Origin of the sequence: Sulfuritalea sp., assembly GCF_031426875.1 — a bacterium.
Lineage (GTDB): Bacteria > Pseudomonadota > Gammaproteobacteria > Burkholderiales > Rhodocyclaceae > Sulfuritalea.
Genome location: NZ_JASJPC010000018.1, coordinates 1 through 26301, shown reverse-complemented (window position 1 = coordinate 26301; position 26301 = coordinate 1). Strand labels below are relative to the sequence as shown.

Annotated in this window: 33 protein-coding genes and 1 tRNA gene; 28 read left to right on the top strand and 6 right to left on the bottom strand. The window is 65.1% G+C overall.

From position 1 onward, the window contains the following. The first annotated feature begins 59 nt into the window (after positions 1-59). The 8 genes from RMO95_RS07830 to RMO95_RS07795 all read left to right on the top strand — a co-directional run bounded on the left by RMO95_RS07830 (position 60) and on the right by RMO95_RS07795 (position 4271). A complete protein-coding gene (locus RMO95_RS07830; RefSeq protein WP_310450052.1) occupies positions 60-1262 on the top strand; it encodes an amino acid aminotransferase in 1203 nt (400 codons plus the stop codon). Between the two features lie 54 nt (positions 1263-1316). Further along, a tRNA-Asn gene (locus RMO95_RS07825) sits at positions 1317-1392 on the top strand. Between the two features lie 80 nt (positions 1393-1472). Next, positions 1473-1811 carry a zinc ribbon domain-containing protein YjdM gene (locus RMO95_RS07820; RefSeq protein WP_310450051.1) on the top strand — a complete coding sequence of 113 codons (339 nt, stop codon included), beginning with the start codon at positions 1473-1475 and terminating at the stop codon, positions 1809-1811. A gap of 130 nt (positions 1812-1941) precedes the next feature. Beyond that, on the top strand, positions 1942-2658 hold the full coding sequence (locus RMO95_RS07815; protein ID WP_310450050.1) for a class I SAM-dependent methyltransferase: 717 nt from the start codon (positions 1942-1944) through the stop codon (positions 2656-2658). An 80-nt stretch (positions 2659-2738) separates the two neighbouring features. Next, positions 2739-2981 carry a hypothetical protein gene (locus RMO95_RS07810; protein WP_310450049.1) on the top strand — a complete coding sequence of 81 codons (243 nt, stop codon included), beginning with the start codon at positions 2739-2741 and terminating at the stop codon, positions 2979-2981. Positions 2982-3043: 62 nt separating this feature from the next. After that, positions 3044-3499, top strand: coding sequence for a cyclic nucleotide-binding domain-containing protein (locus RMO95_RS07805; RefSeq protein WP_310450048.1), 456 nt, complete (start codon positions 3044-3046; stop codon positions 3497-3499). Positions 3500-3699: 200 nt separating this feature from the next. Beyond that, positions 3700-4059, top strand: coding sequence for a hypothetical protein (locus RMO95_RS07800; protein ID WP_310450047.1), 360 nt, complete (start codon positions 3700-3702; stop codon positions 4057-4059). Continuing rightward, complete coding sequence (locus RMO95_RS07795) at positions 4056-4271, top strand: hypothetical protein (protein ID WP_310450046.1); 216 nt, start codon at positions 4056-4058, stop codon at positions 4269-4271. The genes RMO95_RS07800 and RMO95_RS07795 overlap by 4 nt, the downstream gene beginning before the upstream one ends. Positions 4272-4287: 16 nt before the next feature. Here the strand turns inward: RMO95_RS07795 and RMO95_RS07790 are convergent, their stop codons facing one another. Then, a complete protein-coding gene (locus tag RMO95_RS07790) occupies positions 4288-4884 on the bottom strand; it encodes an SCO family protein (protein WP_310450045.1) in 597 nt (198 codons plus the stop codon). A 145-nt stretch (positions 4885-5029) separates the two neighbouring features. On the opposite strand from RMO95_RS07790, the gene RMO95_RS07785 reads away from it, so the two are divergent. The 5 genes from RMO95_RS07785 to RMO95_RS07765 all read left to right on the top strand — a co-directional run bounded on the left by RMO95_RS07785 (position 5030) and on the right by RMO95_RS07765 (position 9845). Beyond that, positions 5030-5896 carry a hypothetical protein gene (locus RMO95_RS07785; RefSeq protein ID WP_310450044.1) on the top strand — a complete coding sequence of 289 codons (867 nt, stop codon included), beginning with the start codon at positions 5030-5032 and terminating at the stop codon, positions 5894-5896. Positions 5897-5908: 12 nt separating this feature from the next. Next, positions 5909-6676 (top strand): type IV pili methyl-accepting chemotaxis transducer N-terminal domain-containing protein, encoded by a 768-nt coding sequence (locus tag RMO95_RS07780; RefSeq protein ID WP_310450043.1) that lies wholly within the window; start codon positions 5909-5911, stop codon positions 6674-6676. 18 nt (positions 6677-6694) lie between these two features. Then, the gene (locus tag RMO95_RS07775) at positions 6695-8128 is read left to right on the top strand and encodes a multicopper oxidase family protein (RefSeq protein WP_310450042.1); all 1434 of its coding nucleotides are present in this window, start codon (positions 6695-6697) and stop codon (positions 8126-8128) included. Between the two features lie 77 nt (positions 8129-8205). After that, complete coding sequence (locus tag RMO95_RS07770; RefSeq protein ID WP_310450041.1) at positions 8206-8538, top strand: DUF3301 domain-containing protein; 333 nt, start codon at positions 8206-8208, stop codon at positions 8536-8538. Positions 8539-8678: 140 nt separating this feature from the next. Next, positions 8679-9845, top strand: coding sequence for a radical SAM/SPASM domain-containing protein (locus RMO95_RS07765; RefSeq protein ID WP_310450040.1), 1167 nt, complete (start codon positions 8679-8681; stop codon positions 9843-9845). A gap of 139 nt (positions 9846-9984) precedes the next feature. Here RMO95_RS07765 and RMO95_RS07760 read toward each other — a convergent pair whose 3' ends face one another. Next, positions 9985-10422: a hemerythrin family protein gene (locus tag RMO95_RS07760; protein WP_310450039.1), complete on the bottom strand. Its 438-nt coding sequence runs from the start codon at positions 10420-10422 to the stop codon at positions 9985-9987. Positions 10423-10666: 244 nt separating this feature from the next. Here RMO95_RS07760 and RMO95_RS07755 point away from each other — a divergent pair, with 244 nt between their 5' ends. The 3 genes from RMO95_RS07755 to RMO95_RS07745 all read left to right on the top strand — a co-directional run bounded on the left by RMO95_RS07755 (position 10667) and on the right by RMO95_RS07745 (position 13639). Next, positions 10667-11239, top strand: coding sequence for a thermonuclease family protein (locus tag RMO95_RS07755; RefSeq protein WP_310450038.1), 573 nt, complete (start codon positions 10667-10669; stop codon positions 11237-11239). Positions 11240-11384: 145 nt separating this feature from the next. Beyond that, positions 11385-13022 carry a protein adenylyltransferase SelO gene (locus RMO95_RS07750; RefSeq protein WP_310450037.1) on the top strand — a complete coding sequence of 546 codons (1638 nt, stop codon included), beginning with the start codon at positions 11385-11387 and terminating at the stop codon, positions 13020-13022. A 482-nt stretch (positions 13023-13504) separates the two neighbouring features. After that, entirely contained in the window at positions 13505-13639 is a 135-nt protein-coding gene (locus tag RMO95_RS07745; RefSeq protein ID WP_310450036.1) for a hypothetical protein, read from the top strand. 22 nt (positions 13640-13661) lie between these two features. Here the strand turns inward: RMO95_RS07745 and RMO95_RS07740 are convergent, their stop codons facing one another. Next, positions 13662-14540: an arginase gene (locus RMO95_RS07740; protein WP_310450035.1), complete on the bottom strand. Its 879-nt coding sequence runs from the start codon at positions 14538-14540 to the stop codon at positions 13662-13664. Positions 14541-14600: 60 nt separating this feature from the next. On the opposite strand from RMO95_RS07740, the gene RMO95_RS07735 reads away from it, so the two are divergent. Beyond that, positions 14601-15152 carry a YaeQ family protein gene (locus RMO95_RS07735; RefSeq protein WP_310450034.1) on the top strand — a complete coding sequence of 184 codons (552 nt, stop codon included), beginning with the start codon at positions 14601-14603 and terminating at the stop codon, positions 15150-15152. A 126-nt stretch (positions 15153-15278) separates the two neighbouring features. On the opposite strand, the gene RMO95_RS07730 is transcribed toward RMO95_RS07735, so the two are convergent. Genes RMO95_RS07730 through RMO95_RS07720 form a run of 3 tightly spaced genes read right to left on the bottom strand, consistent with a single transcriptional unit; the run spans position 15279 to position 16902 of the window. Next, the gene (locus RMO95_RS07730; protein WP_310450033.1) at positions 15279-15758 is read right to left on the bottom strand and encodes a nucleoside 2-deoxyribosyltransferase; all 480 of its coding nucleotides are present in this window, start codon (positions 15756-15758) and stop codon (positions 15279-15281) included. Between the two features lie 16 nt (positions 15759-15774). Next, positions 15775-16227 carry an ankyrin repeat domain-containing protein gene (locus tag RMO95_RS07725; protein WP_310450032.1) on the bottom strand — a complete coding sequence of 151 codons (453 nt, stop codon included), beginning with the start codon at positions 16225-16227 and terminating at the stop codon, positions 15775-15777. A 3-nt stretch (positions 16228-16230) separates the two neighbouring features. After that, positions 16231-16902, bottom strand: coding sequence for a dienelactone hydrolase family protein (locus RMO95_RS07720; RefSeq protein ID WP_310450031.1), 672 nt, complete (start codon positions 16900-16902; stop codon positions 16231-16233). Between the two features lie 132 nt (positions 16903-17034). Here RMO95_RS07720 and dapC point away from each other — a divergent pair, with 132 nt between their 5' ends. From dapC to RMO95_RS07665, 11 genes are all read left to right on the top strand, one after another. After that, complete coding sequence (dapC, locus tag RMO95_RS07715; protein WP_310450030.1) at positions 17035-18240, top strand: succinyldiaminopimelate transaminase; 1206 nt, start codon at positions 17035-17037, stop codon at positions 18238-18240. An 11-nt stretch (positions 18241-18251) separates the two neighbouring features. Continuing rightward, entirely contained in the window at positions 18252-19070 is an 819-nt protein-coding gene (gene dapD / locus RMO95_RS07710; RefSeq protein WP_310450029.1) for a 2,3,4,5-tetrahydropyridine-2,6-dicarboxylate N-succinyltransferase, read from the top strand. A 27-nt stretch (positions 19071-19097) separates the two neighbouring features. Then, the gene (locus tag RMO95_RS07705) at positions 19098-20288 is read left to right on the top strand and encodes a PilT/PilU family type 4a pilus ATPase (protein ID WP_310450028.1); all 1191 of its coding nucleotides are present in this window, start codon (positions 19098-19100) and stop codon (positions 20286-20288) included. Continuing rightward, positions 20288-21439, top strand: a complete 1152-nt coding sequence (gene dapE / locus RMO95_RS07700; protein WP_310450027.1) for a succinyl-diaminopimelate desuccinylase — start codon at positions 20288-20290, stop codon at positions 21437-21439. The genes RMO95_RS07705 and dapE overlap by 1 nt, the downstream gene beginning before the upstream one ends. Next, on the top strand, positions 21436-22332 hold the full coding sequence (gene prmB, locus RMO95_RS07695) for a 50S ribosomal protein L3 N(5)-glutamine methyltransferase (protein ID WP_310450026.1): 897 nt from the start codon (positions 21436-21438) through the stop codon (positions 22330-22332). Before dapE ends, prmB begins: the two co-directional genes overlap by 4 nt. A 62-nt stretch (positions 22333-22394) precedes the next feature. Further along, positions 22395-23396, top strand: a complete 1002-nt coding sequence (locus RMO95_RS07690; RefSeq protein WP_310450025.1) for an LLM class flavin-dependent oxidoreductase — start codon at positions 22395-22397, stop codon at positions 23394-23396. A gap of 34 nt (positions 23397-23430) precedes the next feature. Beyond that, on the top strand, positions 23431-23751 hold the full coding sequence (locus RMO95_RS07685) for a hypothetical protein (RefSeq protein ID WP_310450024.1): 321 nt from the start codon (positions 23431-23433) through the stop codon (positions 23749-23751). Positions 23752-23812: 61 nt separating this feature from the next. Further along, positions 23813-24241: a ProQ/FINO family protein gene (locus RMO95_RS07680; RefSeq protein ID WP_310450023.1), complete on the top strand. Its 429-nt coding sequence runs from the start codon at positions 23813-23815 to the stop codon at positions 24239-24241. 263 nt (positions 24242-24504) lie between these two features. Next, positions 24505-24768: a DUF1778 domain-containing protein gene (locus tag RMO95_RS07675; protein WP_310450022.1), complete on the top strand. Its 264-nt coding sequence runs from the start codon at positions 24505-24507 to the stop codon at positions 24766-24768. Between the two features lie 2 nt (positions 24769-24770). Next, a complete protein-coding gene (locus RMO95_RS07670; protein ID WP_310450021.1) occupies positions 24771-25283 on the top strand; it encodes a GNAT family N-acetyltransferase in 513 nt (170 codons plus the stop codon). Between the two features lie 306 nt (positions 25284-25589). Beyond that, positions 25590-26216: a hypothetical protein gene (locus tag RMO95_RS07665; RefSeq protein ID WP_310450020.1), complete on the top strand. Its 627-nt coding sequence runs from the start codon at positions 25590-25592 to the stop codon at positions 26214-26216. Positions 26217-26301: the final 85 nt, after the last annotated feature.

Here is a 26301-nt window from a genome sequence, read left to right as displayed (position 1 = left end):
GCAGAAATTCGCCGTAGCGCCAGCGCCAACTTTCCAATTTTCCCGCATCCGGAGCATTCATGAGTTCTATCTTCGCCGCCGTCGAAATGGCCCCCCGCGACCCCATCCTGGGCCTCAACGAAGCCTTCAATGCCGACACCAACCCGAACAAGGTGAACCTCGGCGTCGGCGTCTATTTCGGCGACGACGGCAAGATCCCGCTGCTGGCCGCGGTCAAGACCGCCGAGAAGGCCCGCCTGGAAACCCAGCCGGCACGCGGCTACCAGCCGATCGAGGGCATTCCCGCTTACAACAACGCGGTGCAGGGCCTGCTCTTCGGCAAGGATTCCGCACTGCTCGCCGCCGGCCGCGCCATCACCTGCGAATGCCTCGGCGGTACCGGCGCGCTGAAGGTCGGCGCCGACTACCTGAAGCGCCTGCTGCCCGACGCCAAGGTCTATATCAGCGACCCGAGCTGGGAAAACCACCGCGCGCTGTTCGAATCCGCCGGCTTCACGGTCGAAAACTACGCCTACTACGACGCGGCCACGCGCGGCGTCGATTTTGCCGGCATGAAGGCCGCGCTGGCGGCGATGCCGGCCAAGTCCGTCGTCGTGCTGCACGCCTGCTGCCACAACCCCACAGGCGCCGATCTGAGCGCCTCGCAGTGGGCCGAAGTGGTCGAAGCAGTCAAGGCGCGCGATCTGGTCGCCTTCATCGACATGGCTTATCAGGGCTTCGCCGACGGCATCAAGCCCGACGCCATCGCGCTCGACCTGTTCGCCGCCTCCGGCCTGCAGTTCGTGGTTTCCAGCAGCTTCAGCAAGTCCTTCTCGCTCTACGGCGAGCGCGTCGGCGCGCTGACCATCGTCACCGCCGGCAAGGACGAATCGGCGCGCGTACTCTCGCAGGTCAAGCGCGTGATCCGCACCAACTATTCCAACCCGCCGACCCATGGCGGCGCCGTCGTCGCTGCCGTGCTCTCCAGCCCGGAACTGCGCCAGCAATGGGAAGACGAGCTGGCCGGCATGCGCGAGCGCATCCGTACCATGCGCAACAGTCTAGTGGACAAGCTCAGCGCGGCCGGCGCCACCGGTTTCGAGTTCATCAAGGTGCAGCGCGGCATGTTCAGCTACACCGGACTGACCGCCGAACAGGTCGAAAGGCTGCGCGCCGAATTCGGCATCTACGCCGTCAGCACCGGCCGCATCTGCGTCGCCGCGCTCAACACGCGCAACATCGACTACGTCGCCAAGGCCATCGCCACGGTGCTGAAGAAGTAACAAAGCTATTGCGAGCAAAAACGGGCGCGGCTATAATCCGCGCCTCTTGAATGTTCCTCGATAGCTCAGTTGGTAGAGCGCCGGACTGTTAATCCGTAGGTCCCTGGTTCGAGCCCAGGTCGAGGAGCCATAAATACAAGCACTTAGCCAATCCCTCGGGGTTGGCTTTTTGCTTTACTGAGATACGCTCGCGAAGAGAGGAAGCAAGCCATGAGCACCCTGCCCCAATGTCCGCAATGCAGTTCGGAATTCACCTACGAAGACGGCGAGAACTACGTCTGCCCGGAATGCGCCCACGAATGGCCCAAGCTGGCTGCGGCCGGCGGCGACGAGAAGCGCGTCGTCAAGGACTCCAACGGCAACGTGCTGCAGGACGGCGACACCGTGACCGTGATCAAGGATCTCAAGATCAAGGGCTCGTCGTCGGTGGTCAAGGTCGGCACCAAGGTCAAGAACATCCGCTTGGTCGAAGGCGATCACGACATCGACTGCAAGATCGACGGCATCGGCGCGATGCAGCTGAAATCGGAGTTCGTGAAGAAGGCTTAGCGTTCGAAGCCTGCATCGTTGCAGGACCGCCGTGGCGCCAGCGCCAACTCTTTCCTGCGCGTTTGCGCCGAAGCATCCTCCATCAAACCCTTATCCAAGCTCTCCCAACTTTTTCCTGACACGCTCAACCATGAAAATTTCCGACCCCAGTGCCGAGCTGCTTTGCGACGAGTACGAACTGATCGCCGCCGAACTGCCGCTGGAGCATGCGCAAGTGCTTGAACTCGGTTGCGGCAAGGCCGAGAAGACCCGCGCCATTGCGCAGAAGGTCGCCGCCATCGTGGCACTGGAAGTGGATGCGATACAGCATGCCCTGAACTTGCGCATTACCGACCTGCCGAACGTCAGTTTTCGCCAGGGGGCCGCGGAGGAGATTCCGGCGGCAGATTGCTCGTTCGACATCGTCATGATGTTCAAGTCGCTGCACCATGTGCCGACCAGCAAGATGGATCGCGCGCTCAGCGAGATTCGCAGAGTTCTGAAGCCGGGCGGCCTGGCCTGGATTTCCGAGCCGGTGTATGCCGGAGAATTCAACGAAATCCTGCGCCTGTTCCACGACGAGAAGGAGGTTCGCGAAGCCGCCTTTGGCGCCGTCCGCCGGGCCGTCGACGACGCTCGCTTGATGCTCGTCGGGCAGCGCTTCTTCGCCACCCCGGGCCACTTCGACAGCTTCGCGCAGTTCGAGGAACGGGTCATCCGGGTCACCCATACCGACCACCGGCTCGCGCCGGAACTGCACGCTGCCGTCCGCAGAAAATTCGAGACGCATCTGACGGCCACCGGCGCCGATTTCCGCAACCCGCTGCGCGTCGACATCCTGCGCAAGCCGCCCGATGGCCACGGCTGACCGCGATTCGACGGCCTCTATGCGCTAGCCAATATCCCGACATTGTCACTTTTTCAAACCTTCACATTCGAGACTCTGCCATGCCCTCTACCGAGACCATTTACTGCTATCACTGCACCCGGCATCATCCCCGTGCCGAAATGCGCCAGATCGAAACCAAGGGCGGCAAGAGGTGGCGCTGCATCAAGTCGATCGAGGCCACCAAGAAAAGCAGCAGCCAGCGCGATGAATTCGGCAAGACCGTCACCACCATCAACCGGGCGGAACAGCAGGCGCGCGTCAAGGCCAGGCTGAATGCCGAACGATTGCTGGCCGCGGGATAACGAGTCGCCGATCGGTCCCAAGTACAATACCGGCATCGTCACCTGAACGAGGCTAGCCGATCATGACCAACAGGATTGCCGACCTGCTCGATGGCCTGGAGTTCTTCAAGGAATTCTCCTATCGGGAACTGGAAACCATCAGCCCCCATTTGATGTCCATGAGGTCGAGCAAGGGCGAGGTCATTTTTCATGAAGGCGATCCCGGCAGCTACATGCTCATCCTCGTGCGCGGGCGCATTGCCATCAGCAAGGGTGGCGACGATGCCGGCCGCCTGCTCTGTTACGAAAGAGAGGGCCGCATCATCGGCGAGATGGCCTTGCTCGACCGGGAGCGGCGCTCGGCTACCTGCGTGGCGGAATCGGATTGCGAACTGCTGACCCTCAGTCATGAAGGTCTCGAGCGGATGACGACGGAACACCCCTATCTCGCCTATCGCTTCATGTTCTACCTGGCACGGCTGCTATCGCGCCGGCTGCGGCGGACCTCGGGTGTTCTGGTCGAATATCTGGTCACTTAGCGCGCCGCTTCGCAATTGCTGCGGCCAAGTTTGGGCCGGCTTCGGCCGGGCGAGGCGGTGGATGCCCTTGTAGGGCCGACTTCAGTCGGCCAGAATACGATGGCGGACTGAAGTCCGCCCTACATCCGCCCTACATCCGCCCTACATCCGCCCTACATCCGCCCTACAGTCCGCCCTACCGACACCAGAAGGAACACGCAATGAGTCATGCAAAGTCTCGCGAAGTGGTTCTCGCGATCACCGTCACGGCGGATTTGGTCAGGGGTCTCGACGCCATGCGCGATGCCTGGCGTCAGGATCCGCATTCGGTGCCGCGGGGGCTGACCTGTTCGGAATCGAAGGAAGGCCATTTCGCCATTGTCGCGGCCGAATCGGTGTTCACGGTGATCCCGGGCGCATGCGTGATCAAGGGCATCGGCGCCGTGGAACTGCCGGGATCGGAACCCGTCTTCGAGCCCGGTGCCAGCTCGAAGACCCTGTTGCTGCGCGATACGCCGGAGGGCTGGCGCTTTTCGGTCAAATATGTGCCGCCGATCGTGCGCGAAAGAAACACCCGATGAGCGGCAGTACGAACATGACTTACGAGGAATACCTCGACGAGGTCACCACGCTGATCACCGAGAAATATGCCGTCGCCGACGAAGCCGCGATCGGCATGGTGATGCGCGCCCAGGCGGACGACTTCTTCGTCGGGCACGACGACGATCCATCGATGCGCAACCTGGATCGCGCGCATCAGGACGCAAAGACCGTTTTCGGCAAATACAAGTAGCCGGGCGCCGGCGCGCTCAGGGTTCCCGCAACAGGCGGCGCAGGTCGGCCGCGATCTCCGCGGCGGAGAGCGTGTCCCGCAGCAGCAGGCGCAGCCTGCCGCCCGGGTCGTAGGCATAGCTGAACACGGCATGGTCGATGTAATAGCTGTTCGCCGTGGCGCCTGCCACCTTGCGGTAATAGATGCGGAAGCCGAGCGCCAGCTCGGGAGTGGCCGCGGGCGTGTCGTAGAGACCGAGGAAAGCCGGATCAAAAGCCGTGACGTATTCCCTGAGCGCCGCCGGAACATCGCGCTGCGGGTCGAGGGTGACGAACAGCACCTGCACCCTTGTGGCATCCGCGCCCAGCAAGCGCATGGTTTGCGCCATGCGCTGCAGCGTCAGGGGGCAATAGTTGGGGCATTGCAGGTAGCCGAAGAACAGCACCACGGCCTTGCCGCGAAAATCCGCCAGGCGGCGTGGGCGCCCGTCGTGGTCGGTGAGGCGGAAGTCCTGCGCGTAACTCCGCGTATGGCCGATGTCCACGCCATTGAAACGGCTCGCCGCGGCCGCGCCCAGGGCGGCGAGCAGCACGGCGGCCAGCAGCAGGCGGATCAAGGCGGCGGGAATTCTCATCGGCCGAGCTTAGCCGATGTTTCGCCGCAACAAGCGGTCCCATCCAGCGCCTCGCCGTGCCGCCAGCGCCAACTTTCTGTGGCGCGGCGAATTGCTGGCAAAATGCCGACGAAGCCATCGGGATACGGGGAGAGACAGGAAAGTGATGCGACGATCGATCGGCGGACTGATTCTGGCATCCTGCCTGCTGGCCCTGCCGGCCGCGGCGCAGACGGCGCCCGACCCGGATCAGCAGCGACGGCTCGCGGAGCAGAAGCTCAAGCTGGTCGAAATGCTGGTCGCATCGCCGGCCGCGCAGGCAGCAGCCGCCAGCGGAGATGGCGAGAAGGCGGCGCTGATCGAACGCAGCCGGGGCTTGCTCAAGGAAGCCCGGGAGGCGCTCACGGCACAACGCCACGCCGACGCCGCAAAGGCGCTCGACGAGGCCTTGCGCAACGTCTCCAGGGCCAATAGCCGCAATGCCGGGGGGCTTGCCGACAGCGTGCAGAAGCAGCGCCTGCAGGACATGGGCGAGCAGGTGGCGACCTACCGCGCCTCGCTGGTCGATCTGGGCAACAAGCCGTCCGTCAGCGCGGCCGCGCAGTTGGCACTGCAGCGCGTCGATGCGCTGGCCGACGAAGGGAGCAAGCTGGCCGCGGCCGGGCGATTGGGCGACGCCAACCGGAAGATGGCCGAAGCCTACAAGCTCGAAGTGGAGGAAATCTCGCGCCTGCGCGCCGGCGAGGTGGTGACGATGTCCCTCAAGTTCAATTCGCCGGCCGACGAGTATGTATATGAACAGAAGCGCTTCCAGTCCAACGAAATCCTGGTCGGCATGATGATCGCGGAGGGACGCGCCGCAGGCGACAAGCGCCGCATGGTCGATGACTTCGTTCAGGAAGCCGGCCGCCTCAAGGAGGAAGCCGCCGGCCAGGCACGCACCAACAATCACACGGAAGCCGTGGCGGCCATGGAAAAGGCCTTTGTCCAGCTCAATCGCGCATTGCAGGCGATGGGCGTGCCGGCGTTCTAGGAGAAGCAGACAATGTTGCAAGCCTTACTCCGTCTCTGGCTGATCCTGGCGCTGGGCTGCGCGGCGCAGCTGGCGCAGGCGACCGACGCCGATGCCATCAATCTTGCCGGCCAGCAGCGCATGCTGTCGCAGCGCATCGTCAAATCCTGGTGCCAGATCGGCCTCAACGTGCAGCCGGCGCTGTCCAAGCGCCAGCTCGATGAAGCCATCCGCCGCTTCGAGGACAACCTGAAGGCGCTCGATCCCGTGGCGGCCAGCCCGCCGGCGCGCACCGCGCTGGCCGGCCTGCGCGCCGCCTGGTCGCCGCTGCGCACGACGGCGCTCGGCGTGATCCGCCAGGCCGATGCCGAACTGATCGACGCCCGCGCCGAAGACGTGCTGATGGCGGCGGAACGGCTGACGCGCGCACTGCAGGACCAGAGCAGCGCACCGGTCAGCCGCTGGGTCAATCTGGCCGGCCGCCAGCGCATGCTCTCGCAGCGCCTGGTGAAGACCTACATGCTGCGCCAGTGGGGCGTCGACAATGCCCGCCTGCGCGACGAGATGGAATCGGTGCAGAACGAGTTTTCCGGTGCGCTGACCGCCATGCAGCAACGCGCCGACAACAGTGCCGCGACCCGCGGCGAAATCGAGAACCTCGCGCTGCAATGGGAATGGCTGCGCACGGCGCTGGCCACCGAAGGCGCCGAATCCTTCCGGCTGATCCTGGCCGAAGGCGGCGACGCCGTGCTGGAACTGGCCGACCAGGTGACCCGCCTCTATCAGCAGTCCGCGCCCTGATCCCCAGGAGAACCACCGATGCCATTGCGCCGCCGCCAGTTTCTCCAGACCACCGCCGCCCTCGGCGCCGCGCTGGCGCTGCCGCTGCGCGCGGCCCCGCGCAGCGAGCGCCGCATCGAGCTGATCGCGGCCGAATTCAAGGTGGCGCTCGATCCGGACGGCACCGGCCAGACCCGCGTCTGGAGCTACAACAAACAGTTTCCCGGCCCCTTGCTGCGCTTTCGCCGCGGCGACCATGCCCATCTCGCGCTGAGCAATCAACTGCCCCAGGAAACCACCGTGCATTGGCATGGCGTGCGCGTGCCCAATGCCATGGACGGCGTGCCGAGCGTGACGCAACTGCCCATCCCCGTCGGCGGCCGCTTCGACTACCGTTTCGAGCTGCGCGATTCCGGAACCTACTGGTACCACCCGCACCAGTCCAGCTTCGAGCAGGTGCCGCGCGGCCTGTACGGCGCGCTGATCGTCGAGGAAGAGCGGCCGCCGCAGGTGGACCGCGAGGAGGTCTGGCTGCTCTCCGACATCAAGCTCGACGAACAGCGCCAGCAGGTCGAGGATTACGGCCGGATACTCGACATCGCCAACCAGGGACGGCTCGGCAGCCAGTTGCTGGTCAATGGCCTGGTCGCCGGCGCCGAGCGCAAGATCGAGGTGCGCGCCGGCGAACGCCTGCGCCTGCGCCTGATCAACGGCGCCTCGGCGCGGTTTTTCCGCCTGGCCATCGAAGGCCATGCCGCGCGCATCATCGCCTGGGACGGCCAGGGCGTGACACCGCATCCCGTCCCGGCCGACGGCCTGCCGCTGGGGCCCGGCATGCGCGCCGACCTGATCATCGACTGTATGGAAAAACCCGGCCAGAGCTTCGCCCTGCGCGACCTGGGTCGCCCGCCGGCCGGCGCCACCGTGCTCGGCGCGCTGGCCTATTCGAGCCAGGCGGCGGTGCGCAGCGCGCCGCTGAAGGCGCCGATCGCCCTGGCGCCGAACCGCATCGCCGAGCCGAACCTGGACAAGGCCACGGACCACTACATCGTCTTCCAGGGCGGCATGCGCGGCACGCCGGTGATCGGCATGGTCGACGGCAAGCCGGCGCGCATCCAGGACATCATGGCCAAGCAGGGACTGGCCTGGACCATGAACTACAACGCGCAGCACGAGCACGCGCTGATGCACGAGCCGCTGCTGCATCTGGCCAAGGGCGAGCATGTGATCCTGCACATGATCAACGAAACCGACTTCGCGCACCCGATGCATCTGCATGGCCATTTTTTCCGCGTGCTGGCCATCGACGGCGTCGCGACGCCGCACCGCGAATGGCGCGATACCGTGATCATGGCGCCGCGCCAGGCCGTCGATGTCGCCTTCGTCGCCGACAATCCGGGGGAATGGATGTACCACTGCCATATCCTCGACCATGCCGCCGGCGGCATGATGGGCACCGTGGTGGTCGAGTAGCCGGAAAGTTGCCGCTGGCGCCACGGCGCCGCACTGCCACGAACCCACGCGAAGACGACGTATGCACCAGCCCGATCATGCCGACATTTGAAATCCTCAGCCTGGCGGCCCTCGCTGCCCTGGCCTGGCTCTGGTACGACAGCATCCAGGTGCGCGGCATCGGCATCGCTGCGGCGAAAGCCGCCTGTGCCGCCGAAGGCCTGCAACTGCTCGACGACACCGTCGCCATCGCCAGCCTCAGGCTGGCCCGCGACGACGACGGCCGCCTGCTGCTGCGCCGCGTCTATGGCTTCGATTTCAGCGACACCGGGGACAACCGCCGCAGCGGCAGCGTCGTCATGCTCGGCCAGCATGTGCTGATCGTCAATGTCGGCCTGCGCCTGGTGGCGTCGAACCCGACCTTGCATTGAACCGGCCGCCAGCCTTGAACAACAAGGTTTCCCGGCTGTTGTTCGCTACATGCGGGCGCGGCGCCCGCCTCTACCATCAGCCTCCGCGGGCGTCCGCCCTGCCCTGAAACATTCACCACTGCCCAAGAAGAACCGGAATCATGAACATCGTCCAGCTCACACCCACGCCCCAGCCCGTTTCCGACCCCGATCCCATCGTCGGCGGCCGCGTCGAACTGCAACTGCTGACCACGCTCAAGTGCAACCTCAAATGCACCTATTGTTCGCTGGGCGTCGGCGACATGCTGGGCTCGCAGACCGAACTCAAGTACGACATCGAGCAGCTCGCGGCCTTCGTCGCGCGGCATTTGCAGGGCAAGGAAATCTACGTCACCTTCTATGGCGGCGAGCCGACGCTCAACCTGCCCATGATGCAGGCCGTGATGCGGCGCTTCCCCGAGTTCCGCTACCAGTTGCAGACCAACGGCACGCTGCTCGACAACCTGCCCGACTGGATGCTGGGCCGCTTCTCCAACATCCTGGTATCGATCGACGGCGGCGAGCAGATCACCGACGGCTACCGCGGCCGCGGCATCTGGCGCCAGGTGATCAAGAACCTCAACCACGTCCATCAGCGCGTCGGCGGCAGCATCACGGCGCGCGTGACCTGGGGCAACCCCGACACCGGCTTCGAGGAACTCGACGAGCTGGCCACCGCGGTCGAAGCCATCGACTACCTGTACTGGCAGTTCGTTGCCGACGAGATGTATGCCGGCGATTCGGTCGACCGCCGCAAGCTGGTGCTGGTGCGCCTGATCGACAAATTCTTCGCCAGCAGCGAGACGCTCTACCCGCTGGTGCCGCTGATGGGCATCGTGCGCAACAAGGTGCTGCCGACGCGCGGCCGGGAGCTGTATGCCGGGCGGACGCAATGCCGCGTCTCGACCCACCTGATCAACGTCATGCCCGACGGCAAGATATTTCCCTGTCCCGACATGATGTATGCCCCGGAAATGCAGATGGGCGAGATCCAGGGCAACTGGCTGCGGAAAAGTCCGCTGCAGCCCAGCCCGGAAATGCCCTGCGACAATTGCGAGGCCTTCCCCTGGTGCCGCGGCAACTGCATGAAGAACCTCTACCTGGGCTATGTGAAGAAGGACGAACGCTATCGCCGCAACGTCGTCGAACCGATCTGCGAACTGGTGAGATTCATCGGCCGCGAGATCGACAGGCACGACCCGCATGCCTGGTTCGCCAGGCTGCCATTGCCCCTGCGCAAACGCCTGGTCGATGCCGAAGTCTACGAATACGTCGAGATCATGCCCTAGTACGCAGACATGTTGAAACCGATGGATGTAGGAGCGAGCTTGCTCGCGACAACGGCTTATCGCGAGCAAGCTCGCTCCTACAGGGAATGCGCCATTTCCTTGTTGACTGGCTACTAGGCGGCCGGGCCGCGAAACGGCGTCAGAAGTGCTCGAACATGTTGTGCGGCGCCTGGGTGCCCATCCGGGTATGGATTTCGAGCGCCATCTTGCGATCGGTAAGCAGGATGTGCTGCACCAGCCAGTTGGTCAGGAAGGCCAGCATCTCCTCCGCCACCCATTCGCTGTCTTCGCCGCGGGCCTGCCAGAGTTGATCCAGGCGCGCCACGAAGCCCGCATGCGCGGCCCGGTGCTGGGCGTAATGTTCGGCGTCGATCTGTGCCTCGGCCATCAACTGCTCTTCCAGCCCGAAATGCTCGCGCACGTAGTCGCGCAATTCGGCGAACGCCTGGTCGAGCGCTTCCGGCGAGCACGATTTCGCGGCGTTGAGCCGGTTGATCAGGGCAAACAACTCCTGATGCTGCCGGTCCACCTCGGGCAAGCCGGTGTAATAGTCCAACCCCCATTGAACGGTCTTCATGCGTTTAATCCTCCTCCGCCGAATCGATCCGATCGGCCCGCCGCCGCATTGCGCCGCGGCGGATGGCGACCGGATATCCAACAGCTTGGTATCGTGCTGCGCTCAATCGCAGTCTAATCCGCATTTTATGCCCAATGGCCGTGCGCGCCGCCAGTGGCAAGGTGCGGACCGGCAGTGGCGGGCCGGGTTTGGTAGCATGGGTGATCGCCTTTGCGCGCAAACGCCAAGAGGGAATTCATCGACCATGGATTTTCCCGTCTCCGGAAGTCTTCGCCGTCTGGCCCGCTGCCTGGCCCTGGGCTGCCTGCTGACCCCGCCCGCGGCCCGCTGCGAGAGCCTGCAGGCAACGGTGCTGGAGGTTGCCGAGGGCGACGTCATCATCGTGATGGACAGCCGCAAAACCCGCTACAAGATCCGCCTCGCCGGCATCGACGCGCCGGAACCCAGACAGGCCTTCGGCCGGGAGTCGCGCAAGAATCTGGCAGACCTGTTGCTGGGCAGGAAGGTCAGCGTCGAACGGCGCAAGGAAGACGACTACGGGCGCATCGTCGCGCGCGTCATGGTGCAGCCGCCCGACTGTCCAGGCTGTGCCCGCACGCGCGACGCCGCGCTGGCGCAGTTGGAGGCCGGGCTGGCCTGGTGGTATCGCGAACTCCGCCGCGAGCAGTCGCTGGAAGAACAGGGCTATTACGAGTACGCCGAGTTCGATGCACGCGCCCGGCGCATCGGCCTGTGGCAGGACGTGGCACCGTTTCCGCCATGGGAGTGGCGCAAGCGGGAAAGCAAAGCCTACTTCACGCGGCTGACGCCACACTAGCTTCAGGGTTGATATTGGCCCGGGGCGCGGGTACAAACGCCGTATCGCCATCCGCTACGGCGAGGAGAGCGTAGTTTGCTCGACCGCCTTGTAGCGCAGTTGCTTCATCAGCGCCAACTCCCTGCCGGCATCACTCCCACCTGCCATGAACGACATCCTGCGCAATCTTCCCGGCGTTGCCGCGCCGCTCGACCTCTGCGACCCCTTGCTGGCGAGCCGTTTCGACAACAGCTTCGTCCGCGAGCTGCCTGCCGACCCCTTGCCGCGGGACGTCCCGCGGCCGGTGCGCAAGGCCTGCTACAGCCGGGTCAGCCCGACCCCCGTCGCGGCGCCGCGCCTGCTGGCCTGGAGCGACGACGTCAGCGCCCTGCTCGGCATCGCGCGCCCGCAAGCGCCGGATGGCGCCGCGGCCGAGGTGCTCGCCGGCAATCGCGTGTTGCCGGGAATGCAGCCTTACGCGGCGCGCTATGGCGGCCACCAGTTCGGCCACTGGGCCGGCCAGCTGGGCGACGGCCGGGCGCTGACGCTGGTGGAGATGATCGGTGCCGACGGCCAGCGCCGCGAACTGCAGCTCAAGGGCGCCGGCCGCACGCCCTACTCGCGCCACGCCGACGGTCGCGCGGTGCTGCGCTCCTCGCTGCGCGAGTTCCTCTGCAGCGAAGCCATGCATCATCTCGGCGTGCCGACGACGCGGGCGCTCTCCCTGGTCGCCACCGGCGAGCCGGTCGAGCGCGACATGTTCTACGACGGCAATGCGCAGGACGAACCGGGCGCCGTGGTCTGCCGCGTCGCCTCCTCCTTCGTGCGCTTCGGCAACTTCGAAATCCTCGCCGCACATGAAGAGCTGGACGAACTCCGGCGCCTCGCCGATTACGTGATCGCCACCCACCATCCCGAACTCGGCCCGCCCTCGCCCGCGGTGTATGCAAAATGGTTCGACGAAATCTGCCGCCGCACCGCGCTGATGGTGGCGGAATGGATGCGCGTCGGCTTCGTCCATGGCGTGATGAATACCGACAACATGTCCATCCTCGGCCTCACCATCGATTACGGCCCTTACGGCTGGCTGGAGGGCTACGACCTGGGCTGGACGCCGAACACCACCGACGCGCAGGGCCGCCGCTACTGCTACGGCCGGCAGCCTGAAATCGCGCAGTGGAACCTGCTGCGCCTGGCCACCGCCCTGTCGCCGCTGATCCCCGCGGTCACGGATCTGGAAGCCGGCATCGCCGGCTACGGCCGCACCTTTGCCGCCGCCTCGCGCCGCATCATGGCCGACAAGCTCGGCCTGCTGGCGCTCGACGAGAACGACGCCACGCTGCTGACCGAACTCGACGACTTGCTGCACGCGGTCGAGACCGACATGACCCTGTTCTATCGCCGGCTGGCCGAGGTGCCGATCGGGCTGGCCGCGGCGGAATTGGCCGACGACGAACTGCTCGCCCCGCTGCGGCCTGCCTTCTATGTCGAAGACGGCGACAGCGGCCGCCACCTGCTGCCCTGGCTGCAGCGCTACGTCGACCGCGTGCGCCGCGACCGCCAGGACCCCGCCGCGCGCCGGGCGCGGATGAACCGCTGCAACCCAAAATACGTCGCGCGCAACTATCTGGCGCAGCTGGCGATCGACGCGCTGGAACAGGGCGATGCATCGGTCATCGAGCGCCTGCTGGCGGTGCTGCAACGCCCCTACGACGAGCAGCCCGAGAATGCGGACCTAGCCGCGCGCCGGCCCGAATGGGCGCGGCACAAGGCCGGCTGCTCGGCGCTGTCCTGCAGTTCCTGAACTTGTCGTGGCAATCTGTCGCGCTTATTTGTCGCGCTAATTTATCCCGGTAAACGGCAAAAGGCCCATTGCGGCATTTCACCGGAACGGACCTTTTGCTTGCCTCTTTAGCTGTACTTGTAATGCGCCCGCAAGCTGTTGCACAAATCGGCGCTGCCCATCAGGGCTGGAGCCTGGATGACTCCTGATCACAGGGTGGAACGGTAGGTCGCGGACGTTTTTTCAGCGCTAGATTCCTCCTGAAACTGCCCTCAAGTCGAACGCAAATTCACTGTATGCCTCGTCGCGCGCAAAGTCAAATCGGTGTGCGAATATTCACGGCCGCGCCGGCTACGGCCCGCGCCGTTTGGGAGTACCATCCACAACAGCCCGCCGGCCCCCACCGCAGGATTGCAGATCACCGGCCCGGCAATTCTTCCGCCCGGTCGGTACTGCATACCCGGCCCCACGCAATGCATTATTCATACTTTCAGGAGAATCAAATGGCCAAGGGACAAATGCGCAGCAATCGCGAGCAGAAAAAGCCCAAGCAGGACAAGACCAAACCCGCCACGCCGGCACTGCCTTTCGGCGGCGCCCAGGGCAAGTCGTCGATACCGACCCCGATCAAGAAGTAGCGGCAGGCCCGGCCGGCCGCCGCTAGGGGATCAGCGACCGGCACAGGTCGTGGATGGCGCGGGCGGTGACGAAGTGCTCGTCGCGATAGGGGTTGTATTCGACGATTTCCACTGCCAGCAAGCGCTCATCGCCCTGTGCCAGCGCCAGGGCATCGGTCATGTCGGCCCGCAGCAGGCCGCCGGGAACCGGGGTGCCGACGCCCGGCCCCTCAGCCGGATCGAGCGCATCCAGATCGATGCTGATGCCATAGCCCCGGGTGTGCGCGGCGACCCGGCACAAGGCCTCGGCGAACACCTCGGACAAGCCTCGACGCCGCACCTCGTGCATGAAATAGACGCGCACGCCGAGTTGCCGCAGCAGGATCACCTCCTCCGCTTCGAAGCTGCGCACGCCGATCAGGCAGACATCTTCGGGCAACAGCTTCGCGCCTGCGCCGGCCACTCCGCTCAGGCGCGGATCGCCCTGGCCCAGCAGGCTGGCCAGCGGCATGCCGTGTATATGCCGGGTCGCGCTGGTCGCCATGGTGTGGCTGTCCATGTGGGCGTCGATCCAGATCAGGCCGAGCCGTGCCGACGCGCCCAGTGCGCGCTTGACGCCCGACCAGGTGCCGATGGCGCAGGAATGGTCGCCGCCGATCACCAGCGGGAAATCGCCCTGCTCCAGGTGTTGCCCGACGCGATCCGCGAGCTGGCCGGCAATGTTTTCCACGGCATCCAGCGCGTCGGCAGGACCTGGCAGCGCCAGCCGGATCGGCTCGTCCCAGTACAGCCCGGCGTCGACCGCTTCGAGATCGGACAGGAAGCGCAGCGCGCGGATCACCTCCGATCCGTCCTGGCAAGCCGGATCGCCGGCGCCGTAGCCGCTGGCAACACCGATCACCGCTACCCTGCGTGCCACCATTTTCTTGCCTCCATGCCGACCGTTCTGTAGTTTAATGTGGCGCCGTTTCAGCAGCGCGCCATGGCCCTCAAATCCACCATCTTCAAGGTCGAACTGCAGATCGCCGATCTCGACCGCAACTATTACCAGAACCACACGCTGACCGTCGCCCGCCATCCGTCGGAAACCGACGAAAGGATGATGGTGCGGGTGCTGGCCTTCGCCCTGCACGCCGATCCGGCGCTGGTTTTCGGCAAGGGCCTGTCGTCCGAGGACGAGCCCGACTTGTGGCGCAAGGACCTGACCGGCGCCATCGAACTCTGGATCGACGTCGGCCTGCCCGACGAAAAGCGCGTCCGCCGTGCCTGCGGGCGCTCGCAGCAGGTGGTGGTGCTGACTTACGGCGGGCGCGTCGCCGATATGTGGTGGCAGCAGAACCAGGCCGCCCTGCAACGCCAGGACAAGCTCACGGTGATCAATCTTTCGACCGAGGACAGCCGCGCGCTGGCGGCCCTGGCCGAGCGCGGCATGCAGCTGCAATGCACGCTGCAGGAAGCCGAACTCTGGCTGATCGTCGATGGCGAAAACACCCGCATCGTGCCGGAAATCCGCATGGCGCCGAAGACCCGCTAGTACGCAGACATGTTGAAACCGATGGATGCAGGAGCGAGCTTGCTCGCGACAACGGCTTATCGCTGTAGGGCCGACTTCAGTCGGCCAAGGGTGGATGGCGGGCTGAAGCCCGCCCTACAGCCCGCCCTACGGTTCGCGCTCCACGGTTTCGCGCAGCGTCGCCAGCGCCGCTTCCAGCCCGCCCTGCACCAACTGCACCGGCACCGCCAGCATCAGGTTGAGCGGCAGGCCGAAATTCTCCACGGCCCAGCCGGCGGCATCGCGGTAGTCGCTGTCCGCGCCAACTGCCTGCAGCCGCTCGCGCAGCGGAACCAGCGCATCCAGGTAGCCGATCACCGGCTTGCCCAGCGCCAGCGCATAGCCGATTTCGACGCAGGTGCCGGAATCCGGCTCGGCGCCGCGAAACGGATTGAGGTTGGCCAGCACCGCATCAGCCGCGACTATCTGCCGCAGGTTGCTGCGATAGATGTCGAGCGCCGTGCCACGCGCTTCGTCCAGCGGCACCAGGGCTTCGTGACCTTGCTCGCGGCACAGCGCGCGCACCTGCGCGGCCCAGGCCACTGCGTCAGGCCGGAACACGTCCGGCCCCGCCAGGTAGAGCTTCATGCCGGAGCCTTGCGCTTCAGATCTCCTCCTGGCCGAGCATGATCAACTCGTAGATGACTTTCGGCGTGCCCGGCAGTTGCGCCATGTGGATCGCGGTGAGGCCGTCGAGCCGCGCGATCTCGATATCGGCGCCGACCGCCAGCAGCAATTCGACCGGCGCGGCATGACCATTGAGTATCGCCGTGATCAGCGGCGTGTTGCCGTCCTCGTCCTGGGCATCGACATCACAGCCGGCGCTGACCAGGGTCGCCGCGATGCTCTCGTGGCCGCCGGCCGCCGCCGCGTGCAGCGGGCGCTGCTTGTTCGGACCGAGCACCTCGACGTTGGTGCCGGCCTCGCACATCACTTTCACCGCGGCAAGGCAGCCGAGCTTGGCGGCGACGTAGAGCGGCGGACCGTCGCGCGCCAGCAAGGCCTCGGTGAGGCTGATATTCACCCAGTCGGCGGGTGTCAGTTCGGGTGTCGGCATGGATCAGCCCAGGGCCCCGGCCAGGAAGGCCAGCGTGCGACTCCAGGCCTGGTTGGCGCAGGCCGCGTCGTAGACCTCGCCGCGCCGCTCGTTGAAGAAGGCATGGTCGGCTTCGTAGCGATACAGGTCCGGCATCGCGCCCCTGGCGCGCATCGCGGCCTCCAGCGCACCGACGGCGGCCGGGGTGCACCAGTCGTCCTTGCTGGCGAAATGCCCCTGGAACGGAATGCGGATATCCGCCGCATCGGCGAATTCCTTGGGCGGGATGCCGTAGAAGCACACGGCGGCCGAAACATTCGGCACATGCACGGCCGCCGCGATGGTCAGCGCGCCGCCCATGCAGAAGCCCATCACGGCGACCTTGGCGTTGCCGTCCATGCCGCGCAGATGGTCCACCGCACCGCGGATGTCCTGATGCGTGGCGCCGGGAAAATCCAGGCCGCTCATCAGGTGGCTGGCCTCGTCGGGCTCCTGGGTGACGCGGCCCTTGAACAAGTCGGGCGCCAGCGCGTTGTAACCGGCACGCGCGAAGCGGTCGGCAACGCCGCAGATCTGGTCATTGAGTCCCCACCATTCCTGGATCACCACCACCCCGGGGCGACCCTGGCCGGCGCCGGCCAGGTAGCCGCCGCAGACGCTGCCGTCCGGCCGCTTGAATTCGATCATCTGTCCCATGCTTGTCTCCTCAGGCGCTGCAGAAATGCGAATGTACCGGAAATCTGCCGGCATCGACCAGCCGTCCCGGCCCGTCGCCCGACTATGGGCTCTCGTATAATGCCGTCCTTTCCGTCCCTCCCGCGCCGCTCCGTGAATCCCGATCTCGCCCGCCTGCAGCCCTATCCCTTCGAAAAGCTGCGCCAGCTGTTTGCCGGCGTGTCGCCAGCGCCAACTCTCGGCGAGATCAAGCTGTCGATCGGCGAGCCGCAGCATCCGACGCCGCCTTTCATCCAGCGCGCGCTGGCGGACAACCTCGCCGGGCTCGCCAACTATCCGACTACGCAGGGTTCGGAGGCGCTGCGCCAGGCCATCGCCGGCTGGATCGCACGCCGCTACGGCGTGCCGGCACCCGATGCGGCGACCCAGGTGGTGCCGGTGAATGGCTCGCGCGAAGCGTTGTTTGCCTTCGCCCAGACCGTCATCGACCGCAGCCGCCATCGTGGCAACGGCGGCGCCAAGGTGGTCTGCCCCAATCCCTTCTACCAGATCTACGAAGGCGCCGCGCTGCTCGCCGGCGCCGAGCCCATCTACCTCAACACCTTGCCGCACAATGATTTCGACATGGACTGGGCCTCGCTGCCGCAGAGCACCTGGCGCGAGGTGCAACTGGTCTATGTCTGTTCGCCGGCCAACCCAACCGGCAAGGTGATGGACCTGGCCGCCTGGAAAGCCCTGTTCGAGCTGTCCGACCGTCATGGCTTCGTCATCGCCTCGGACGAGTGCTACTCGGAAATCTATTTCGACGAAAGCCGGCCGCCCCTGGGCAGCCTCACCGCCGCCGCGCAACTGGGCCGCGCCGACTACCGCAACCTCGTCGCCTTCTCCAGCCTTTCCAAGCGTTCCAACGTGCCGGGACTGCGCTCGGGCTTCGTCGCCGGCGATGCCGCCGTGCTCAAGCAGTTCCTGCTCTATCGCACTTACCACGGCGGCGCCATGAACCCGGCGGTCCAGGCCGCCAGCATCGCCGCCTGGGGCGACGAGGCCCACGTGCGCGACAACCGCCGCATGTATGCCGAAAAATTCCATGAAGTCACGCCGCTGATCGCCCGCCACCTGGATTGCCGCGTGCCGGATGCCGGCTTCTACCTCTGGGCCAGGACTCCGATCGCCGACACCGAATTCGCCCGCGAACTGCTGCGCCAGAAGAACGTCGTGGTGCTGCCGGGCAGCTACCTCGCGCGCGAAGCGAACGGCATCAATCCGGGCGCCGACTTCATCCGCATCGCGCTGGTCGCACCGCACCAGGAATGCCTCGAAGCCGCGCGCCGCATCAACGATTTTTGTCTATCTCTCTGAAAGAAGCCGCCATGACCGAACTTCAGCAAATCATCGAACAGGCGTGGGAAGACCGCGCCAGCCTGAGCCCCGGCGCCGCTCCGGCGCGCATCGGCGACGCCGTCGCCCACGTCATCGGCGAGCTCGACTCAGGCTCCCTGCGCGTCGCCGAAAAGATCGACGGCCAATGGACCACCCACCAGTGGATCAAGAAGGCCGTGCTGCTCTCCTTCCGCCTCGAAGACAATGCCGTGACCGAAGCCGGCCCGATGCGCTATTACGACAAGGTGCCGAACAAGTTCAGCAACTACGCGGCCCACGACTTCGCCAACGGCGGCTTCCGCGTCGTGCCCGGCGCCATCGCGCGGCGCGGCAGTTTCATCGGCAAGAACGTGGTGCTGATGCCGAGCTTCGTGAACATCGGCGCCTATGTCGGCGAAGGCACCATGGTCGACGGCTGGTCCACCGTCGGCTCCTGCGCGCAGATCGGCAAGAACGTGCATCTGTCGGGCGGCGTCGGCATCGGCGGCGTGCTGGAACCGCTGCAGGCCAACCCGACCATCATCGGCGACAACTGCTTCATCGGCGCCCGCTCGGAAGTCGTCGAAGGCGTCATCGTCGAGGACAACTGCGTAATCTCGATGGGCGTGTATATTGGCCAGAGCACCAAGATCTACGATCGCGCCAGCGGCGAAGTGATCTACGGCCGCATTCCGGAAGGCTCCGTGGTGGTCAGCGGCAACCTGCCCTCGGCCGACGGCAAGTACAGCCTGTATTGCGCCGTCATCGTCAAGCGGGTCGATGCGCAGACACGGGCCAAGACCGGCATCAACGAACTGCTGCGCGACTGACGCAGGCAATCCCCGGAGGAGACCAGCATGGGCACGATGCAGAGACTGTTCCAGTTGATGGCGGAGAAGAAGGCTTCGGACCTGTTCGTCTCCGTCGGTTCGCCGATCCACATCAAGATCAACGGCAATTCGGTGCCGATCAACCAGACGATCATGGATGCGGCGACCATCATGACGCTGTTCGGCGAGGTTCTGACCGAGAAGCAGATGAACGAGTTTCTCGAGGAACTGGAATTCAACGGCGCCTACAACATGCCCGGCACCGGCAACTTCCGTCTGTCCTGTTTCCGCCAGAAAGGTTCGCCGGCCATCGTGGTGCGCTACATCCCCGGCGACATTCCGGATTTCGACTCGCTCCAGCTGCCCGAAGTGCTCAAGGAAGTCATCATGGAAAAGCGCGGCCTGATCCTGATGGTCGGCGCCACCGGCTCGGGCAAGTCGACCACCCTGACCTCGATGATCGACTACCGCAACGCGCGCAAGTCGGGCCACATCCTGACGCTGGAAGACCCGGTCGAGTTCATCTTCCAGAACAAGAAATCCATCGTCAATCAGCGCGAGGTCGGCTCCGACACCAAGGCCTTCCACATCGCGCTGAAGAACGCGCTGCGCCAGGCGCCCGACGTCATTTTCATCGGCGAGATCCGCGACAAGGACACCATGAGCCAGGCCATCGCCTACGCCCAATCCGGCCACCTGTGCATGGCCACGCTGCACGCCAACAACAGCTACCACGCGATGAGCCGCATCATCAGCTTCTATCCGCTGGAAAACCGCCCGGCCCTGCTCTCCGACCTCGGCGTCACGCTGAAATGCGTGATCTCGCAGCGCCTGGTGAAGAAGCCCGACGGCGGCCGCGCGCCGGCCGTCGAAGTGCTGCTCAATTCGCGCTACATCGCCGAACTGATCGAAAAGGGCGACCTCGGCGAAATCAAGGACGCCATGGAAAAGTCCATGGTGCCCGGCAGCCAGACCTTCGAGCAGTGCCTGTTCACGCTCTACAGCACCGGCGTCATCACGCTCGAAGAAGCGCTGAACAACGCCGATTCGGCCAACAACCTGCAGCAGGTGATCAACAACGCCGCAGCCCCGGCGGCGGCCGGCGCCGCTGCAGCCGCGGCCCCGGCGGCGCAGCCCGACCCGTCCGCGGCCCCCGATTACACCAAGTCCGTCGCGCCCGGATCCTTCAGCGACTTCAAGCTGAACATGGACGCCTGATGCCGGTCCTGGAAAAAGCCAGGGCGCTGATCGCGCGCCCGTCGGTGACGCCCGACGATGCCGGCTGCCTCGACCTGATCGCCTCCTGGCTGATCCGGCTGGGTTTTCACATCGAACGCATCGATGCCGGCGGCGTCTCTAACCTCTGGGCGCGGCGCGACGCGGGTGGCAAACCCGGTGGCAAACCCGCCGGCCGCCTGATCTGCTTTGCCGGCCACACCGACGTGGTGCCCACCGGCCCGCTGGAACAATGGACCTCGCCGCCTTTCGAGCCGACCGTGCGCGACGGCTGGCTCTACGGTCGCGGCGCGGCCGACATGAAAAGCTCGATCGCCGCCGCCATCGTCGCCATGGAACGCCTGATTGCGCGCCGTGGCGTCAGCGCCAACTCCCTGGCGCTGTTGCTGACCTCCGACGAGGAAGGCGATGCGGTCGACGGCACGGTGCGCGTGGTCGAAGCGCTCAAGGCGCGCAACGAAATCATCGACTTCTGCATCGTCGGCGAGCCGACCTGCGTCGACCGCCTCGGCGACACCATGAAGAACGGCCGCCGCGGCTCGCTCTCGGCCACGCTGCGCGTCAAGGGCGTGCAGGGCCATGTCGCCTATCCGCATCTGGTGAAGAATCCGGTGCATCTCGCCGCACCGGCGCTGGCCGAACTCGCGGCAACTACCTGGGACGCCGGCAACGACTATTTCCCGCCCACCAGCTTCCAGATTTCCAACGCCCACGCCGGCACGGGCGCCGGCAATGTCGTGCCCGGCAGTTTCGAGATCATGTTCAACTTCCGCTTTTCCACGGCCAGCACCGTGGACAGCCTGCAATCCCGCGTGCATGCCCTGCTCGACCGCCACGGGCTCGAATACGAGATCGCCTGGACGCTGGGCGCCAAACCCTTCCTGACGCCGCGCGGCGAACTCTGCGACGCCTTGAGCGCGGCGGCGGCGGCCGTGACCGGCGGCGCCATCGAACTATCGACCACCGGCGGCACTTCCGACGGCCGCTTCATCGCCGACATCTGCCCGCAACTGGTCGAGTTCGGCCCGACCAACGCCAGCATCCACAAGGTGGACGAACGCATCGCGGTGGCCGATCTCGAACCGCTGGCGCGCATCTACGAACTCACTTTCGAAGGCCTCCTGTCCGAATGATCGACGGCGCCACCGACGAACTGGTCACGATCCGCGACTGGCTGCGCTGGGCGGTCAGCCGCTTCAACGAAACCGGCCTGTGCTACGGCCACGGCACCACCAACGCCTGGGACGAGGCGGTCTGGCTGGTGCTGGCCACCCTGCACCTGCCGCACGACAGGCTGGAACCCTGGCTCGACGCCCACCTCACGCGCAGCGAGCGCCTGGCCCTGCTCGACAACCTGCAGCGGCGCGTGGTGCACCGCCTGCCCACCGCCTATCTGGTGCAGGAAGCCTGGCTCGGACAGTTCCGCTTCTACGTCGACCAGCGCGTCATCGTGCCGCGTTCCTACTTCGCCGAACTGCTCGAAAGCGGTTTTGCGCCCTGGATCGACGATCCCGAAGGCGTCGCATCCGCGCTCGACTTGTGCACCGGTTCCGGCTGCCTGGCGATCCTGATGGCCCACAGCTTCCCCAATGCCGCCGTCGATGCCATCGACATTTCGGCGGACGCCCTGGTGGTGGCCTGCCGCAACATCGCCGACTACCATCTGGAAGACCGCGTCAAGGCCATCGAGTCCGACCTGTTCGCGGCGGTCAAGGGCAAGCGCTACGACCTGATCCTCAGCAATCCGCCCTACGTCACGACCGAGGCCATGGCGGCGCTGCCGCCCGAGTACCGCCACGAGCCCGCGCTGGCGCTGGCCGCCGGCCCGGACGGGCTCGACATCGTGCGCCGCATCCTCGCCGAGGCGCGCGCGCACCTGAATCCGCGCGGCGTGCTGGCGGTCGAAGTCGGCCACAACCAGGACCTGGTCACCGCGGCCTTTCCCGATCTGCCGGCAGTCTGGCTGGATACCGAAGATGCCGAAGGCAAGGTATTCCTGGTCACGCGCGAAGACCTGCCGGCCTGATCCGATCCGGTGTAAATTCCCGGCCTGCAGCAAGCGACCCATCGCCCCGCGATCGACCAACCATGACAACTCTTGAGGACACCCGGCTGTCCATGCTCGACCTCGTCGCCGTGCGCGAGGGCGGCAGCGTGGCAGAGGCGCTGGCGATCGCGCTGCGCACCGCGCAGCATGCCGAGTCGCTCGGCTTCACGCGCTACTGGCTGGCCGAGCATCACAACATGCCGGGCATCGCCAGTTCCGCCACCGCGGTGCTGGTCGGCTACATCGCCGGCGGCACCCGCCGCATGCGCGTCGGCTCGGGCGGCGTCATGCTGCCCAACCATGCGCCGCTGGTGGTGGCCGAGGCCTTCGGCACCCTGGCCGAAATCTACCCGAATCGCATAGACCTGGGCCTCGGCCGCGCCCCCGGCACCGACCGCACCACCATGCGCGCACTGCGCCGCGACCGGGTCGAAAGCGAAGCCGACTTCCCGCGCGAAGTGGCCGAGCTGCAGCAACTGCTGGCGGCCCCGCAAGCCGGCCAGAGCGTCGTCGCGATGCCCGGCGCCGGCACCGACGTGCCGATCTGGCTGCTCGGTTCCAGCCTGTTTTCCGCAAAACTGGCGGCCGAGCGCGGCCTGCCCTACGCCTTCGCCTCGCATTTCGCGCCGGGCCTGCTGCACCAGGCCATCGCCCTCTACCGCAGCGAGTTCCGGCCCTCGGCCAGCCTCGCACTACCCTATGTGATCATCGGCGTGCCGCTGATCGCCGCGGCCACCGATGCCGAAGCCGACTTCCTCGCCAGCAGCGTCCATCAGCGCGTGCTGGGCATACTGCATGGCGACCGGCGCTGCCTGCCGCCGCCGGTGAAGGATTTCATCGCGACCTTGCACCCGCAGGAACGGGCCGCGATCGGCCAGTTCCTCGCCGCCGCGGTGATCGGCGGCCCGTCGACGGTGCGCGCCGGCCTGGCGGCGCTGAAGCAGGCAACGGCCGCCGACGAATTCATGCTGGTATGCGATATCTTCGATCCGGATCTTCGCTTACGCTCGCTCGACATCGCCGCGGCAGCCTGCAAAGCGTAAATGACATCAATGATAAAGTTTGCCTGACAGCGCCATGCAACCCGGAGAATCCAGCCTGCTGACCCGTATCCTCGCCGCCTTGGCCGGCGTGGTCCTGCTCGTCGTCGGCTTCATGTTTTCTTTGGTGCTGCTTGCCGTGCTTGCCGTGCTTGCCGTCGCGGGCCTCGTCGGCCTCGGCTGGTTCTGGTGGAAAACCCGCGCACTGCGCAAGACCATGAAACAACGCCCGGCCGATGGCCATGTCATCGAAGGCGAAGCCATCGTGGTCGAGGACATCCATTCGATCCGCGTCGTCGAAGCAATCGACCATCACGACAAACGCGACAAACCCGACAAGCCCGACAAACCCCACTGAGCCCGGCCCGACCGACGCTCCATTCAACTCATCACATCGGCCTGACAACCGGACTCCAGGTATGACCTCCACACCCGCAAAATCCTCGCCGCGCAACGCGCTGCTCGAAACCCTCTGCGCGAATTTCGCGGTCTTTCGCGAGGGCAAGCCCCTCGCCCTGGGCATCCACAAGGCCGTCATCGAAAGAATGCCGGAAGTCGAAACCGCCCAGCTGCGCCTGGCGATGCGCAGCCACACCGCATCGACGCGCTACCTGAAGGCGCTGCTCGCCGGCAAGGAGCGCTTCGATCTCGACGGCAAGCCGGCCGGCGAAGTCACCGGCGAACATCGCGAAGTCGCCAACACGACCCTGCGCGAGCGCTTCAAGAAAGCCGCCGACCGCCGCAAGGCCGAGGAACAGGCGCAAAAGGAAGCGCAACGGCAAAAGGAAGCCGAGCAGAAGCGTCAGGAAAAGCTGGCCCAGCTCGCTGCGCGATTCAATAGCCGCTGAGATACTGCGGCGCTGCATCGCCGCAATTCGTCCAAGCGGCGCCGTGTCGCCAGCGCCAACTCTTGCGCAGGGTAGAGTCGAACAATCTCGATGCTATGTTGGTGAGTAAGCGCATTTTGACCTTTGCTGCCATCGATGACCGATCTCTCTATGTCTCAGTGCGGCCACAAGAAGTCGCTGGGCATCAGTCTCCAATCTGAAACCATTGTACGGCGATTGAACACACGATATACTGTGCTTCAGTTAACTTCAGAGGTGACGTCATGCTGGCTTCCTCGAAGACCCAACGGGTCGATTTGCGTATCTCGCCTGCCGCCAAGGAGATGATCCAGGCCGCGGCCCAAGCCCAAGACAAAACAGTCAGCGAATTTCTACTGGACAGTGGCTTGACGTCTGCCGCCGAAACCTTGGCGGACCGGCGTTTGTTCATTCTCGATGACGCCCAATGGCAGGCATTTCAGGCCGCGCTTGACGCGCCGCCTCGCGCACGGCCACGTCTTTCCCGCCTGATGAAAACAGGCAAGTAGTGGTGGCAAGGAATGCCGGTTGGCTTATTCGGAAGCTTGATCGCATTCACATAGTCGATGATTTTGACTGCGGCCATGATGCACTCAATCGTTTCATTTCCCGTTTTGCCCTGCACAGCCAGTCGGCCGGCAGCACGCGGACCTATGTGGCGCTGGCTGACGAAAAGGTCGTCGGCTATTACAGCCTGGCAGTGGGAGCCGTTGCCCACGCTCAGGCGCCCACCCGAATGGTTAAAGGTTTGGCTCGCCACCCTGTTCCGGTGATGTTGCTCGCCAGACTCGCTGTCGACAACGGGGCCAAACGGAAAGGATTGGGAGCGGCCCTGCTGCATGATGCTCTTGCCAGGACTCTTCAGGCTGCCGATATTGCCGGTATCCGCGCGGTCATTGTTCATGCCAAGGACAACGACGCTCGACGGTTCTATGAGCATTTCGATTTTGATCCAAGCCCGACCGACCCGTATCACCTTCACTTGTTGATCAAAGATCTGCGAAAAGCAACTAAAGGGACGTGATATCCAGTTCCACGACAGCGTGAATCGCCGTGCCGCCAGCGCCGACTTTCTGGAAACGACCCATGCCGCACAAACTAATCCGAACCCGCCCCCTTGCTGCAATGTCTCAGTGCGGCCAGGAGCGGCCGGTGGGAAAGTTTCCGCGAAGCAGACGTGCGAGCCCTGTCCATATGATTGTTGATTGATAAGAAGATGGGGATCAGATAATCTCCACGTCATTCAATATTATTAAGGCATTTGAACCGTGTCCGTATTATCAGCAATAACCCGGACGCTTCTGCGTCTGAATAGCTGTTAGGCATCGGAATGCCAGACAGCCCTTCCCTCGGAGACGGTCTCATTCGATCTCACGAGCTCTTCCACGCGCTCACAGATGATGTGCACGCTGCCTACGAACTTCTGGAGCAAGACCGTCAGTCGCAGCTACTTCGACGGTCTGTCGCACGAGCCATCTTCGCGTACATCGAGGCGGCGCTGGAGTGCATACGGATCGAGGTCCGCTCGTCGGTCCGGCGCGGTGAGCATCCAGAGCCGCTCTCCGAACGAGAACTGAAGACCCTCGGCTCGCTGTCGCTCTTCCAATCAGATGCGGGCAAGTTCCTCCCCCTTGATCAGAGCCTCAAGCGAACCTTCAAACTCGCCATCTGCATATGGCGCCTCAACCATCGGTTTGGCGCTGCAGGAGAGGGCTACAGGGCATTTGTTGCGGCAAAGTCGTCGCGCAATCGCCTGACCCATCCGAAGACCTTCTACGACATAGAGGTGACCGACCGCGACATGCACTTCTACAGTGTCGCCTTCGTCTGGTTCCGCGCCGAATTCACCGCCTTGCTTCGCAAGCGGATTGAGTCGTTCCTGGTAGGGCTCGAACCGGAGGACCAAGAGGCACTTCGGCAACTCACATCCAGCGTCCAGAACGCGGCCGATGCCTAACCCTACGGTCGACCCCGTTCCCTTCGGTCACTGGACGCTGCGCGATGAAGCCGCGCAGCGCCGGTCACCTGCACGTGTGCGCCAG